We start from the raw sequence: 13,541 nt of genomic DNA, 5'->3' as shown, positions 1-13,541 counted from the left end.
CCGGGCGCACTGCGCCCACGTCGCGCCTCAGCTAATCGGGTGCGACACGCCCGCTCGGGGGTGATCGGGGAAGTAGACCCCTTCACGGTGGAAAGTTAACCCCCTGTGTACCCCATCGGGGGTACAGGAGTTTCGAAAATGCATTACGCTCGTTCGCATTCGCCTGTCGTCCGGGTGCCGCCGACCGCGGCCGGAGGACGGGTGCGACGCGGCACCCGCCGCAGCCCTGGCAATCTACTCAGAGTGAACGCACGATGACATCGAGAGCTGAGGACGAGAAGTACCCGACGATCGATCCCCGTACGAATCCCCGCCGGCTGGCCTCCCTGGTGACCAGTTCGGCGGCACAGCACGGTTGGCACTACGCCGCCGCCGTGATCGAGAAGAACTGGGACGCCTTCGCCAACGTGGCGCCCGAGCAGCTCCTCGACGCCATCAAGGCGCTCCCCGGCGACGCCTTCGTGGAGAATCCCGGCCTCCTCGTCGCCGCCAACTACCTGCAGCAGGTGACGATCAGCGGCGACCCCACGAAGTTCCTCCACGACGGCCGCCTCGCTCTCGATCCCGAGCGGAGGGACGGCAACCACCTCAGCAACCTGATCGTGCTGACCGGCCAGTCGGCGGGGGCACGCACCGCCGGCAGGCTGGAGGAGGCCCGTGCGGCCGCCGAGCGCGCGAGGGAGGCGCTGCTCGCCCTCGCGCCGGCCGAACGCGCGCCGATGGTCGGCTCGCTGCCGCACCTCCGCTTCCAGTGGGGCCGGTCCCTCGACGCAGCGGACGGGCCAGGCGCGCTTGCCGAGTACGAGGCCGCGTACGACCTCGCGCGGCTCACCGCCCAGCCGGTGATCGCCCGACGGGCGGCCGCGCACATCGCCTGGCGGCACGCCGATCGGGGCCGGCTCCGCAGCGCGGAGCTGTGGCTCGCGCGAGCGCTCGCCGAGGACGCCACGAACGGCCGGTACGACGTGATCGTCTTCCTGACCTCCGCCCTCCTGAAGCACGATCGCGGCGACCCCGGCGCCTCGCGCGAACTGGGGAGGGCGCTGGGCCTCCCGCTCGGCGAGTACTGGGCGGCCGCGCTGTGGCTCTCGGCCATGCTGGCCCACACCAAGCCGGGGGCGTCGTCGGTGCACGCCGAGCTGGAGGCCGAGCTGGAACGCCACCCCGGGGCCATCGAGCACGGAGGCGCCACCGCTCGCTACGTCCGAGCCGCGCAGGCGCGCCTGGCCCGCTTGCGCCCGCAGCTTCGCGACGAGCGCCCGCTGCCGGAGCACCCCTCTGCGCTCGACCTGCTGCTCGCCTCCGTCGCGTCCTACCGCGCCGGCGCCCACCGCGATGCGCTCGCGCAGGCCGAGGCGGCGACGTCGACGACGGCCGCACCCCGCGTGGAGGCTCCCGCCCTCCTCGTCTCGGCGGCCTCCCACCTCGCTCTCGGCCACCCGGGCCGTGCGGCGGACGCCTTCCGGCACGCGAACGGGATCATCGGTCGCGAGCGGCTCTTCTCGACGTACAGCTTCCTGCCGACGGAGACGCTCGGCGCCCTCGCCGGGCTGGCCGGCGAGCCCCTGCACGGCACCGACCGCTCCCCCGCCGACACACCGGTCCCGGGCCTGACGCGGCGCGAGCGGGAGGTGCTGAGCATGCTGCCCACCGGCTCGCCCCTCGCCGCCATCGCCGCCGAGCTGTTCATCAGCCCCAATACGCTCAAGGCCACCGTGCGGTCGCTCTACCGCAAGCTCGGAGTGACCTCGAGGCAGGAGGCGGTGGACGCGGCCCGGAACTTCCCGCGCTAGCCCCACTTCGCCATGTCACCTGTTAGAATGGTTACATGATCCACGCGTTCCCCTGCGGCACCCTCCCTCTCGACTTCGTCGGCACGCTGCGCGCGCGCCGCAACCCGGAGCCCCTCGAGAAGTTCGCGGCGCCGGGCGACGTGAGCGCCTGGTTCATGGAGGCCGGGATGATCGACGACGCCCCTCCCGCCGGCGACGCCGACCTGCAGCGCGCGGTCGAGGTGCGCGAGCGCATCTACGCGCTGCTCGACGCCTCCCTGCACGGCACGCCGCTCCTCGCGGACGACGTCGCCTTCGTCAACGAGGTCGCCGCAGGGAGCCCGGTCCGGCTGGAGCTCTCCGACGGCACGGTCCGCCGCAGCGGCACCATCGCGGACGGCCTGGGCAGCCTCGCGCGCGAGACCATCGCCATCCTCGGCAGCCCCGACGCCGCCCTGCTGCGCGAGTGCGCGCGCCCCGAGTGCACGCAGGTCTACCTCGACCGCTCCCGCGGCCACCGGCGCGAGTGGTGCTCGATGAAGACCTGCGGCAACCGGATGAAGGCGACCGCCTTCCGCGAGCGCCGCCGCGAGGCCGCCGCCTGAGTCAGGCGACGCGCGTTCCGCCGTCCGGAATACCGTTACCGCAGCATCCGTTATCCTGACGTCGTGGAGATCGAGGTCGACAGACTGTAGCCGCCGGGCGACCGGCGGCTGACACGTGCGTGCGCCGTTCCCGGGTGGACCGTCGAGTCCCCGGGCGTGCGCCTCTCGCCGTGCCCGCCGCCGCGTGCATCGCCCAGACGACCGGCGCGCCACTCCGTCGCCCCTGCAGCCACTGCGGGCGGCATGCTCTGTCGCGCCCATCCCCGCCGATCCTCGACGTCTCCGCGCCCTCGCGCGCTTCCCCGCGCCCCGGATCGGCCTCCCTCCACCCGCCCCCACGACGGGGCAGATCGGATCGATCGATGCCGCACACCTCAGCAGTCACCCTGCACGACCTCGGCTACACCTGGCCGGACGGGACGCCGGCCCTCCACCGGCTCTCCGGCACCTTCACGACCGGGCGCACCGGCCTCGTCGGCCGCAACGGCGCCGGCAAGTCCACGCTCCTGCGCCTCATCGCCGGCGAGCTCACCCCGACCTCCGGCCGCATCGAGACCGTCGGCGACGTCGGCTACCTGCCGCAGACGCTCACGCTGCGCACGGACGCGACGGTGGCCGACCTCCTGGGCATCGGCCCTGTCGTCGCCGCCCTGCGCGCCATCGAGAGCGGCGACGTCGACCAGGCGCACTTCGACGCGGTCGGCGACGACTGGGACGTCGAGGCGCGCGCGGCCGCGGGCCTCGAGGCGATCGGCTTCGACGGCGACGACCTCGCGCGCAGCGTCGGCACGCTGTCGGGCGGGGAGGCGATGCTGATCGCGGTGACCGGGCTCAGCCTCCGCCGCACCGCCATCATCCTGCTCGACGAGCCGACGAACAACCTCGACCGCGCGGGCAGGGCCGCGCTGAGCGACCTCGTCGACCGCTGGGCGGGCACGCTCATCGTCGTCAGCCACGACCTGGAGCTGCTGGAGCACATGGAGGCGACCGCCGAGCTCCACGCCGGCCGCCTCGAGACATTCGGCGGCCCGTACAGCGCCTGGCGCGCCCACCTCGAGCAGGACCAGTCCGCTGCGGTGCAGGCCGCCCGCGCGGCGCAGCAGGCCCTGAAGGTCGAGAAGCGGCAGCGGGTGGAGGCGGAGACCAAGCTGGCCCGCCGCGAGCGCACCGCGAAGAAGACCCAGGCGAGCGGCGGCATCCCGCGGATCATGGCCGGCAACCGGGCCAGCAAGGCGCAGGCGTCGGCCGGTGCCATGCGGTCCGGCCTCGACGACAGGGTCGCCGCCGCCCAGGCCGCCGTCGATGCGGCGGACGCGCGCGTGCGCGACGAGGAGCGCATCCACCTCACCCTCCCCGACCCCGACGTCCCCCGCGGCCGGCGCATCGCCGAACTGACCGACGGGACGCACTCGGTGATCGTCCAGGGGCCGGAGCGGGTCGCTCTGCTCGGCCGCAACGGGGCCGGCAAGTCGACGCTCCTCGCCCGGCTGCTGAGCGTCGAGGCGGACGGTGGGTCGCCGGCCGGCACGCTGTTCACCGACCGCGTCGCCTACCTGCCCCAGCGACTCGACCGACTGGACGACGCGCTGAGCGCGGTCGACAACGTCCGACGGGTCGCTCCGGAGACGCCGCCCGGGGACATCCGCCACCAGCTCGCCCGGCTGCTGCTCCGCGGCGACGCGGCGGAGCGCCCGGTCGGCTCGCTGTCGGGCGGCGAGCGGTTCCGCGTGCAGCTGGCGACCCTCCTGCTCATGAGCCCGCCAGCGCAGCTGCTGATCCTGGACGAGCCGACCAACAACCTCGACATCGCGAGCGTCGAGCAGCTGGCGGAGGCGCTCGACGCCTACCGCGGCGCGCTGCTCGTCGTCAGCCACGACCGGCACTTCCTGGAGCGGATCGGCGCGGACGTCGTGCTCGAGCTGCCGGGCGACGGCACGATCCGGCGGTCGGCGGCGCTGGAGGCGATCTCAAAATAACCTGTTTGACAGGTTATTTGAACTGTGCCAAGCTCATAACCGTTCTAACCAGTTATGACGCTCACCGGCGCGAAAGGAATCGAGGACATGGAACTGAAGCTCGAGATCGCCGTCATCCCCGTCTCGGATGTCGATGCGGCCAAGGAGTTCTACCAGCGGGCGGGCTTCCGCCTGGACGCCGACTTCTCCACCGACAAGGGCCTCCGGGTGGTGCAGGTGACGCCCCCGGGCTCCGAAGCCTCCGTGATCTTCGGCTAGGAGCTGACCAGCGCGGTCCCCGGCTCGTCGCACGGCCTCCACCTGGTCACCTCCGACCTGGCCGGCGCCCGTGCCGAGCTGATCGAGCGCGGCGTCGACGTCAGCGGGATCTGGCACGACGCGGACGGCGTCTTCCACCGGGAGGGCGACGTCAACCGCGTGCCCGGCCCGCACCCGGCGACCGACAGCTACGGCAGCTACGCCTCGTTCTCCGACCCGGACGGCAACAGCTGGACCATCCAGCAGGTCGTGACGCGGGCGCCGGGCCGCTGATGGGCGCCTCCACCTCCCCCCGCGTCGTCGATCTGATCGTGATCGGCGCAGGCCCGCCTCCCGCCGCACCGAACCCGCTATCGCCACCGCCATCGCAGGAGGAGCATCATGAACATCGTCGACCGCATCTTCGGGCGGAGGCTCGACCTCGAGACCCCGCCGCCCCCGACCGGTACGACCAGGGCCGACGCCGAGGCCGTGGCGCAATACGAGCGGATGCTGGCCTCCTCCTCCGCGAAGACGATCGAGCGCGTCCACGTCGAGGCCTTCGAGCGCCTCTCCCCGCAGCAGCTCGACCTGCTGTTCGAGCGGTTCACGGCCGAGGCGCCGACCGCCGCCGACAGCCCGGCGGACGCCCGCCCGAAGAGCCTCGCGAAGGCCGCCGCCCGCTCCGAGAAGCGCCGCCCGGGAACCATCCGGCGCGTCCTCGGCGGCGCGGGCGACCCCGTGGTCGACACGATCGTCGGCTACACGATGCTCGACACCATCGCAGACATCGCCTGGACCTCGGCGCTCTGGGCGAGCTGGGACGGCGGGGTCGGTGACGGGTGGTTCGGCGGGGATCGGTGGTGAGAGGCGCGGACCGGTGGTGCGAAGGGCGGTTGTGTCGGTGGTCGCGCGCAGCATGACCGCATGCGCGACTCCGCACCGCCTCCCGCCACCGTGATCACGGGCGCCGCGGCCGGCCTTGGCGCCGTCATCGCCGCGGAGCTGACGCGCCGTGGCCAACGGCTGATCCTGGTCGACCGCGACCGGGAGGCCCTTGCCGCCGCGGCCGCCGCCGCCGCGCTTCCGGGCGGTGCCGCACCGCCGCACGTCATCGTCGCGGACCTCTCATCGCTCGCCGGGGCCCAGGCCGCGGCGGAGGACGCGCTCCGGCAAGCACCCCTCGACGGCCTGGTGAACAACGCGGGCGGTCAGGCCCCCGGTGAGCAGTATCCCGCGGCCGCGCCGGACGCCTGGCACGCGAGCGTGACCCTCAACCTCCTCACTCCGATGCTGCTCACCCAACTGCTCTGGGAGGAGCTCGCCAGGGCCTCCGGCGCGGTGGTGAACATCGGATCGAGCGGCGGCCTCGGCGACGCGCCCTACGCCTCCCCCGAATACGGCGCCGCCAAGGCCGGCCTGCACCGGTTCACCACCTCCCTCGGCGACCGCCGCGACGTCAGGGTGACGGGCGTGATCCCGGGCTGGATCGGCCTCGCCCGGGCCCGCGCTGAGCGCGCAGCGATGTCGCCCGCCGAGCGCGAGGCCACCGGCCCGCTCGTCGAGCCAGAGGCCATCGCGCGCGAGGTGGCCGACCTCCTGGAGCGGGGGCACGCGGGGGAGCTGCGGCGGATGCTGTAACCGGCCTTCTTCCCTCGGCACTTTGAACGGTGATATAACTATCCAGTTAGTTACAACAACGGAGCGCCCATGGACCCCACACCCCGGCCCCGCCCGCGCGACGCGGCGGCCTCCACCGCCCACCTGCTCGCCGCGGCGCGCTCCGAGTTCGCCGCGCACGGCTTCGAGGGAGCGCGGATCGACCGGATCAGTGCGGCCTCCGGCTTCAACAAGGCGCTGCTCTTCCAGCGCTTCGGCGACAAGGAGGGGCTGTACCGGGCCGTGATCGCCCAGGTCGCCGAGGAGGCCGTCGCGGTGCGCGCCGAGCTCGTCACCTCGCGCGACGACCCGGCCGACCGGGCCGGGTTCGCGACGATGCTGCGCGAACTCGCCGCTGCGACAGCCCGCTTCCTCACCGACCACCCGGACGCCGCGCGCATCCTCGCGTGGGAGCGGGCTGCGGGCTGGACGGCCTTCAGCGCCGTCCACGAGCCCGCAAGAGACGACGCTGCCGGCGTCGTCTCGGGCTGGTTCGAGCGGGCGGCGCGGGAGGGCTGGCTCCGCGCGGGGCCGGGGCCGGCGCGACGGCTCGACCTCGTTCTGGAGCTCGTGGCGGCCATGCTCGGCGAGGACCGCGGGTTCATCGCCGACGCCGTGACGGCCGCCCTGATGAAGCAAGAAGCGCGATGACGCGCCTCCTCCTCCCGGCCGACCTCTCGCCCGTCGAGCGCTCGGCGCTGCTGCCCATCCTCGGCCGGGCGCGCGACGCGGCCGGGTCGTCGCCCATCCTCGACGACCGCTGGTCGCGGACGGTGGTCGATTCCCTCGCCGTCGACTGGGACGGCCTCGGCCTCCCGCGCAAGGAGTCCGCCACGGTCGCGACCCGCGGACGCCTCATCGACGACGCGTGCCGGGCGTTCCTCGCGGCCCATCCCGACGCCGTCGTGCTCGACCTCGGCTCGGGCCTCGACGACCGGGCCCAGCGCGTCGCGCCGCCGGCCGGGGTGCTGTGGCTCGACCTCGACCTCCCGCACATCATGGCGCTGCGCCGCCGCCTGCCCGGGCGTCCCGGCGTGGCGGCCGACCACCGCGAGGTGGAGGCGGATGCGGCATCCGGCGACTGGTTGTCGGAGATTCCCGCCGACCGTCCGCTGATCGCCCTGGCCGACGGCTTCTTCCCGTTCCTGCCGCCTGCCATCTCCCGCAGCCTGGTGGAGCGCCTGGTCGACCGCGTACCCGACGGCGAGCTGGTGATGAACGGCTACACGACGCTGGCCCGCTCCCTCATGCCGCGGGTCAAAGCGATCCGCGACCTCGGCATCGACACCGCGGGAGGGACCGCGTTCGACGATCCCCGCGAGCCGGAGGCCTGGCACCCGCGGCTCCGCCTGATCGACCGGACGATGCTCAGCCGCTCCGCCTACGTCGAGAGGATGCCGCGCTCGGTGCGTGCGGGCATCCGGATGATGAACGCGCTCCCCCGCCTCGCCGACCGCAGCGACCTGGGCGTGCTGCGGTTCGCGTTCTGAGCCGGGCCGACGACCCGGGCGCGCCGGTTGTCGGAGGTTCGCGCTACCGTCTCGCCGTGATCGACTCCGCCTACCGCCTCCACTCCGCCGTCACGGACCCCGGCCCGTACGCCGGGCTGCTGCAGAGCCTTCCCGTCGACGTGGAGGAGCTGGTCCCGCTGATCGGGAATGTGCTGGTCCACCACTCGCGAGCGGAGGGCTTCGTGGCAGGTGCCGGCAGGGCGGACGACGGCACCGAGCTCCGCCCGATCCGGCACGTGCTGGCCGCGATCGCCGCGCTTGAGGACGGCCCCTGGTCGCGCACCCGGCCTGCGGGTCGGCGACTCGTGGTGGACTGCCGGACGTTCGCCGTGCTCCTCGCCGCGGTGCTGCGTGAGCACGGCATCCCGGCGCGGGTCCGCTTCGGGTTCGCCGGGTACCTGGAGCCGTCGCACTGGCAGTCGCACGTGGTCTGTGAGCACGCGCAGGACGGCGTATAGACCCGCACCGATGCCGACACCGTCCGCTACGGACTCGCGCCGACCGATTTCGTCGACGCGACGCAGGCCTGGAGCGCGCCGGAGGTGGAGCAGCAGCGGTTCGGGTACGCCCCGGGGCCGGAGCTGCGCGGGCGCTGGACCGTGCGCTGGACGCTCCTGCGCGATCTGGCCGCCCTCACCGGCTTCGAGCCGCTGACGAGCGACGCCTGGGGCATCGTCACCGGCACGGCCGACCCCGAGGAGGAGCGCTTGCTGTTCGACCGCGTCGCGACCGCCTCCACCCTCCCGGAGCGGCGCGTGCTCGCCGAGGATCCGCGCCTCGCCGTGCCGCGCGTCATCACGACGCACCCCTATCTCACCGGCCGCAGCTACGAGGTCGACCTGGTCGCCGACGGGAGCCTGAGCGCCTGAGCACCTGAGCACCAGCGCACCAGGGCGCCCGCGGTCCTCCGCCCGCGCTGGAGCACCGCGGCGCCCGTCGCCGACCGGCTCAGGCCGTCGGCCCGCTCGCCCCCGCCAGGAGCCGCTCGCGCAGCGCCGCGAGCTGCTGCTCCTTCTGCTCCGGCGTGACGAAGTCGATCGCCGGCCGCCCGGTCTGCGCGGGCCACGGCACGAGCGCGTCGAAGTCGAGGTCGCGCATGAGCTCGACCGTGTCGAGGAACGCCGCGCGGTCGCTCTCGCCGAGCAGCACGGCCCGCCAGACGCCGTCCTGCACCCAGAAGGAGTCGCCGGGGAAGAGGTAGCGGTGCTCGCCGCTGTCCCAGAGGTAGAAGGCGGTGCCCGCGGTGTGGGCGAGGCTCGGGATGACCTCCAGGTCGTCGCCGAGGCGCTCCCTCCCGCTGAACACCCCGTCGACGCGCATGGAGCGCTCGGTCGGCCGCCGGTCGCGCTCGTGCACGAATGCCGGAACGTCGAGCGCCGGTGTGCCGTGCATCCCTTCGTGCCAGTGGTTGATGAGGAGGCGCTGGGGCGTGCCGAGCTCGCGGATGCCGTCGGCCGCCGCGTCGATGCCGGGGTGGTTGTAGACGATGACCGGCCCCTGCTCGGCCTCCAGCACGAACGCGCGCAGCTCGACGTCGGCCATGAACGGCAGCGGGACGGGCGGCGTGGTGGCGTGAAGGCCGGCGGCCAGCTGCTCGAGCGAGGGGTGGGAGGTCATGGGGTTCTCCGATCGTGGGGGCGGCGCTGTCAGAGCACGCGGCTGAGCGCCTCGGTCATCGCGCGGAAGTCCGGCGGCTCCGGCGCCAGCGGGGCGGATCCGGCGGAGGGCCGGGTCCCGTCGACGACGATCGAGGCGTACCGGCGCCACAGCTCGGGGCCGGTGTCGCGGGAGGCCAGGGAGATCGTGCTCACCATCACGGCCAGCGCGATCGTGTCCTGGCGGGTGAAGCCGGGCCGGAGCTCGCCCGCTGCCACCGCGTCGGCGATCAGCCGGTCGGCGGTGCTCCCGAGCCGGTGACGGAGGCCGGGCGGGAAGCGGTCGTAGCGCTCGGGCCCGAACAGCACCGTGGCAAGGCTGCGGTCGTGCGCGTGCAGCTCGATCATGCCGTGGAGGTAGCCGCGGAACGCCTCGCCCGGGTCGTCGCGGAGCGCGGCCTCCTCGACGATCCCCATGATCGTGTCGATCTTGTCCTCGAACAGCGCGTCGAGCAGCGCCTGCTTGTCCGGGAACTTGCGGTAGATCGTGCCGATGCCGACACCCGCCGCGCGGGCGACGTCGCCCAGGGTCGCCGACGGACCATGCTCGGCGAAGACGCGCATGGCGGCGTCGAGCACGCGACGCCGGTTGCGCTCCGCATCGGCGCGCGGCCGGCGCTCGGTCGGGATGGCGGTCGTCATGCGGCGATCCTACACCTTAAGTGGAAGCGGTGGTTCCGCTTCCGTTTCATCGATGCCCCGACGTACCATGAGGGCATGGCCGTTGCCGCCGATCCGATCCCGACGCGCCTGACCGCGCGCGGCGCGGCGACCCGGGAGCGGATCGTGAACGCCGCTGCGGAACTGATGTACACGCGTGGAGTCGGGGCGACGACCCTCGACGACGTGCTAGCCGCGAGTGGCGCGAGCAAGTCGCAGCTGTACCGGCACTTCGCCACCAAGGACGAGATCGTGCGCGCCGTCATCGAGCTGATGGGCGAGCGCGTGATCCGGCGCGAGCGGGAGGCGCTCGGCGACGTGTCCACCCTCGCCGGCCTGCGCCGCTGGCGCGACGCGCTGGTGCAGAACAACGCGCTCCAGCACGGCGCGTACGGATGCGCCCTCGGCTCGTTCGCCTCCGAGGTGGCCGACCACGACGACGTGGCGCGCACGAGACTGCTCGCCCTCTTCGCCGAGTGGCGGGAGCTGCTGGCGGCGGCGATCCGCCGGTTGCAGGAGCGCGGCGGCCTGCCGCCGGACGCGCCCGTCGACGACCTCGCGACCGGCCTGCTCGCCGCGCTGCAGGGCGGGTACATGCTCGCCCAGACGGCGCGCGATGTCGCACCCATGGCGACGTCGATCGACATGGCGCTGACCCACCTGGAGAGCCTGGCCTCCCGCTGACGATCATCCCCTCCGCAAACTGGACTATTTAGTCCTGTTTGTGTCTAGTATGGCCATCGTTCGGCCGTTCGGTCGAATCTTGACCCGTGCGGCCGCCGAGGCGACCGTCCCAGACGAGGAGGTGGCCGGATGAAGGCCGTCGTGGTGACCGATCAGGCGGAGGGAGCTGCCGGGATGCGGCTGATGGACCGCCCCGAGCCGAGACCGGCGATCAACGACGTACTGGTCGAGGTTCACGCCGCGGCGTACGTGCCCACCGAGATCGACTGGCCCTCCACCTGGGCGGATCGCGCCGGACGCGCGAAGTCGCCGTCGATCCTCGGCCACGACCTCGCCGGCGTCGTGACGGCGCTCGGCTACGGCACGACCGGCCTGACCGTCGGGCAGCGCGTGTTCGGCATCTCCGACTGGCACCGCGACGGCACCCTCGCCGAGTACGTGGCCGTCGAGTCGCGCAACCTCGCCCCCCTGCCAGGAGACGTGGACTTCACCGTCGGCGCCGCCCTCCCGATCTCGGGACTGACCGCCTGGCAGGGCCTGTTCCAGCACGGGCGCCTCCGCTCGGGGCAGACCGTCCTGGCGCACGGCGCCGCCGGAGCGGTCGGAACGATGGTGACCCAGCTGGCCCGGGAGGCCGGTGCGTACGTCATCGGCACCGGGCGCGCCGCCGACCGGCAGAAGGCGCTCGACTTCGGGGCGCACGAGTTCGTCGACCTCGAGCACGACGACCTCGCCGACGTGGGCGCCGTCGACCTGGTGTTCGACGTGATCGGCGGCTCCGTCCAGGAGCAGTCGGCCCGCCTCGTCAGGCCCGGCGGCACCCTCGTCACCGTGACCGGGCTCGGCGACGTGCACCCCGTCGACGGCCTGTCCGTCGACTTCGTCGTCGAGTCCGTGCCGTCGCAACTCACCGAGATCGTCCAGCGGGTGCGCGACGGCCGTCTCCGCGTCAACATCGATCGGGTCGCGCCGCTCGACGACGCCGTCGCGGCGCTCAACCCCACCGGGCGGCGCGCGGGCAAGACCGTGATCGCCGTCCGCCCCTGAACCCATCCGAAACGAGGAGGAACCATGACCAGCGCTGATTTCGAGTACCCCGACGAGGCCGGCTACCCCGACGGCGTCGGCACCCTGACCGAGGACCAGGTCGTGCTCATCGACGAGGTGAACGACGACCACTCCCCCACCATCACGTTCTTCGTCGCGCGCAACGAGCCGGCCGCCACCTACGAGGCCATCTCGGGCGACACGGTGATCGGCGGCCTGACCTTCGAGGCGGCCGACGAGAACCGGCTCGTGCTGGTCGCGGCGGCCGTCTACCCCGAGTACCGCGGACAGGGCGTCGCGACGGAGCTGATCCGGCGCGTCCTCGACGACGTGCGCGACCGCGGGGTGACGGTCACGATCCTGTGCCCGATCGTCCGCGCCTTCATCGACCGCAACCCCGCCTACGACGACCTGGTCGACCGCGACCTCCCCGGCCTGCGGAGTTCGCGATGAGTGCGCGCGGCCGCAAGGCCGAGCCGCACTTCCCGGTGATGGACGGCGCGGAGGGGGCGCCGCGCGAGGACCAGATCGCGGGCATCGTGCAGCGCGTCTGGGCCGACGCCCGCGTCTATCACCAGGATGTGGAGGCGCTGCTGCGCGAGTGGCTCGCCGCCGACCGCTGCGTGGTGACGGACGACGAGTTCGCGCGGCTCCTCGCGAAGGCGCGCGGCGAGTTCGACCGCATCGCGACCCCCGACGGCAACGGCGCCCCGGCGTGCCCCGCGCACTCGCTCGTGGCGTGCGTCTATTGGGACGTGCAGGAGTTGGAGCGGGAGCAGCACTGAGGGGAGGCCGCCTCCACGGCTTCCGTCGCACTCTGTTCTCCTGAACGCAATCGGCAGGAAACACCGCACCCGTATCGTCGTTTCATGGCAGCCTCGTTCTCGTTCCGCACCTGCGAATTCTGCGGCGAGTTCCAGCCGGTCCTCGCCGACGGGCGCATGTCCGTGCACTTCACCGCCGACGCCGAGCGGTGCCGCGGCTCCGATCACCGGGAGGGTGACGGTCCGGTGTCGGAGGTCGTCGCCCGGTCCATCGAGCTCGAGCTGCGGCGCGTGCTCAACCAGCTGGCGCGCAAGCGCGCGTCATAGCGCGCGTCAGGGCGCCGGCGCACCTCCGGGCCGGAGGCCGTCCAGGCACACGCCGATGACGCGCTCCAGCTGGCCCGGCTGCGGGTAGTCCGCCAGTCCGATGCCGCTGAGCATGCGCAGCACGTCGTCGGCGGTGACGTCCTGGCGCGCCTCGCCGGAGGCCTGCGCCGCGGCGAGCAGCGGCTCGGCCGTCCCGTAGATGCGGGCCCTCGCCGCGAAGACGAGCTCCGTGTCGTGGGCCATCTCCTCGGCGAACGCGCGCTTGCCGATGATGAACTCCACGAACCGGCGCAACCACGCGTCGAGCGCGTCACCCGGGGAGCCGGGCTCCTCGTCGCCGCGCGCCAGCAGGTGGTCGACCTGGTCGGCGTATACGGCCTCGAACAGGTCGGCCCGCGTCGGGAAGCGCCGGTAGAGCGTGGCGCTGCCCACCCCGGCGCGGCGGGCGACCTCCTCGAACGACGCCGACGAGCCTGCCTCGGCGAACACCTCGGCGGCGGCCGCGACGATGCGCTCGTGGTTGCGGCGCGCGTCGGCGCGGAGCGGACGTTCGGACATTCGTGCCTCCCGATCGGAATAAGTGGGGACGCCCCTCCGTTTATTGTGCTATAACCGGAGGGGTCCCCCCACTAATCCTAAGGAGT

Annotated in this window: 18 protein-coding genes; 15 read left to right on the top strand and 3 right to left on the bottom strand. The window is 73.1% G+C overall.

The features are described from left to right. Positions 1 to 254: 254 nt before the first annotated feature. From P5G50_RS06585 to P5G50_RS06540, 10 genes are all read left to right on the top strand, one after another. Entirely contained in the window at positions 255 to 1,793 is a 1,539-nt protein-coding gene (locus P5G50_RS06585; RefSeq protein WP_301210570.1) for a helix-turn-helix transcriptional regulator, read from the top strand. Positions 1,794 to 1,828: 35 nt separating this feature from the next. Then, positions 1,829 to 2,377 (top strand): CGNR zinc finger domain-containing protein, encoded by a 549-nt coding sequence (locus P5G50_RS06580; protein ID WP_301210569.1) that lies wholly within the window; start codon positions 1,829 to 1,831, stop codon positions 2,375 to 2,377. A gap of 362 nt (positions 2,378 to 2,739) precedes the next feature. Then, positions 2,740 to 4,353, top strand: coding sequence for an ABC-F family ATP-binding cassette domain-containing protein (locus P5G50_RS06575; protein WP_301210568.1), 1,614 nt, complete (start codon positions 2,740 to 2,742; stop codon positions 4,351 to 4,353). An 87-nt stretch (positions 4,354 to 4,440) separates the two neighbouring features. Continuing rightward, positions 4,441 to 4,611 (top strand): VOC family protein, encoded by a 171-nt coding sequence (locus tag P5G50_RS18580; protein WP_363319457.1) that lies wholly within the window; start codon positions 4,441 to 4,443, stop codon positions 4,609 to 4,611. Positions 4,612 to 4,992: 381 nt separating this feature from the next. Continuing rightward, positions 4,993 to 5,457, top strand: a complete 465-nt coding sequence (locus P5G50_RS06565; RefSeq protein ID WP_301210567.1) for a hypothetical protein — start codon at positions 4,993 to 4,995, stop codon at positions 5,455 to 5,457. A gap of 60 nt (positions 5,458 to 5,517) precedes the next feature. After that, a complete protein-coding gene (locus P5G50_RS06560) occupies positions 5,518 to 6,231 on the top strand; it encodes an SDR family oxidoreductase (RefSeq protein WP_301210566.1) in 714 nt (237 codons plus the stop codon). Positions 6,232 to 6,300: 69 nt separating this feature from the next. After that, entirely contained in the window at positions 6,301 to 6,900 is a 600-nt protein-coding gene (locus tag P5G50_RS06555) for a TetR/AcrR family transcriptional regulator (RefSeq protein WP_301210565.1), read from the top strand. Further along, the gene (locus tag P5G50_RS06550) at positions 6,897 to 7,739 is read left to right on the top strand and encodes a class I SAM-dependent methyltransferase (protein ID WP_301210564.1); all 843 of its coding nucleotides are present in this window, start codon (positions 6,897 to 6,899) and stop codon (positions 7,737 to 7,739) included. The genes P5G50_RS06555 and P5G50_RS06550 overlap by 4 nt, the downstream gene beginning before the upstream one ends. 56 nt (positions 7,740 to 7,795) lie before the next feature. Then, positions 7,796 to 8,218 carry a transglutaminase-like domain-containing protein gene (locus P5G50_RS06545; protein ID WP_301210563.1) on the top strand — a complete coding sequence of 141 codons (423 nt, stop codon included), beginning with the start codon at positions 7,796 to 7,798 and terminating at the stop codon, positions 8,216 to 8,218. 84 nt (positions 8,219 to 8,302) lie between these two features. Beyond that, complete coding sequence (locus P5G50_RS06540; RefSeq protein WP_301210562.1) at positions 8,303 to 8,629, top strand: hypothetical protein; 327 nt, start codon at positions 8,303 to 8,305, stop codon at positions 8,627 to 8,629. 79 nt (positions 8,630 to 8,708) lie between these two features. Here P5G50_RS06540 and P5G50_RS06535 read toward each other — a convergent pair whose 3' ends face one another. After that, on the bottom strand, positions 8,709 to 9,377 hold the full coding sequence (locus P5G50_RS06535) for an MBL fold metallo-hydrolase (RefSeq protein WP_301210561.1): 669 nt from the start codon (positions 9,375 to 9,377) through the stop codon (positions 8,709 to 8,711). A gap of 29 nt (positions 9,378 to 9,406) precedes the next feature. Then, on the bottom strand, positions 9,407 to 10,057 hold the full coding sequence (locus tag P5G50_RS06530; protein WP_301210560.1) for a TetR/AcrR family transcriptional regulator: 651 nt from the start codon (positions 10,055 to 10,057) through the stop codon (positions 9,407 to 9,409). A 75-nt stretch (positions 10,058 to 10,132) separates the two neighbouring features. Between P5G50_RS06530 and P5G50_RS06525 the strand changes: the two genes are divergently transcribed. From P5G50_RS06525 to P5G50_RS06505, 5 genes are all read left to right on the top strand, one after another. Beyond that, a complete protein-coding gene (locus P5G50_RS06525; protein ID WP_301210559.1) occupies positions 10,133 to 10,759 on the top strand; it encodes a TetR/AcrR family transcriptional regulator in 627 nt (208 codons plus the stop codon). A gap of 129 nt (positions 10,760 to 10,888) precedes the next feature. Beyond that, entirely contained in the window at positions 10,889 to 11,806 is a 918-nt protein-coding gene (locus P5G50_RS06520; RefSeq protein ID WP_301210557.1) for an NADP-dependent oxidoreductase, read from the top strand. 24 nt (positions 11,807 to 11,830) lie between these two features. Beyond that, positions 11,831 to 12,259, top strand: a complete 429-nt coding sequence (locus P5G50_RS06515; RefSeq protein ID WP_301210556.1) for a GNAT family N-acetyltransferase — start codon at positions 11,831 to 11,833, stop codon at positions 12,257 to 12,259. Beyond that, on the top strand, positions 12,256 to 12,591 hold the full coding sequence (locus P5G50_RS06510) for a hypothetical protein (protein WP_301210555.1): 336 nt from the start codon (positions 12,256 to 12,258) through the stop codon (positions 12,589 to 12,591). The genes P5G50_RS06515 and P5G50_RS06510 overlap by 4 nt, the downstream gene beginning before the upstream one ends. Before the next feature lie 84 nt (positions 12,592 to 12,675). After that, a complete protein-coding gene (locus P5G50_RS06505; RefSeq protein WP_301210554.1) occupies positions 12,676 to 12,897 on the top strand; it encodes a hypothetical protein in 222 nt (73 codons plus the stop codon). Between the two features lie 6 nt (positions 12,898 to 12,903). On the opposite strand, the gene P5G50_RS06500 is transcribed toward P5G50_RS06505, so the two are convergent. Beyond that, the gene (locus P5G50_RS06500; RefSeq protein WP_301210553.1) at positions 12,904 to 13,455 is read right to left on the bottom strand and encodes a TetR/AcrR family transcriptional regulator; all 552 of its coding nucleotides are present in this window, start codon (positions 13,453 to 13,455) and stop codon (positions 12,904 to 12,906) included. Positions 13,456 to 13,541: the final 86 nt, after the last annotated feature.

It is taken from the genome of Leifsonia williamsii, from assembly GCF_030433685.1.
GTDB classification, from domain to species: domain Bacteria; phylum Actinomycetota; class Actinomycetes; order Actinomycetales; family Microbacteriaceae; genus Leifsonia; species Leifsonia williamsii.
This window is presented reverse-complemented; position numbering and strand designations above follow the sequence as displayed.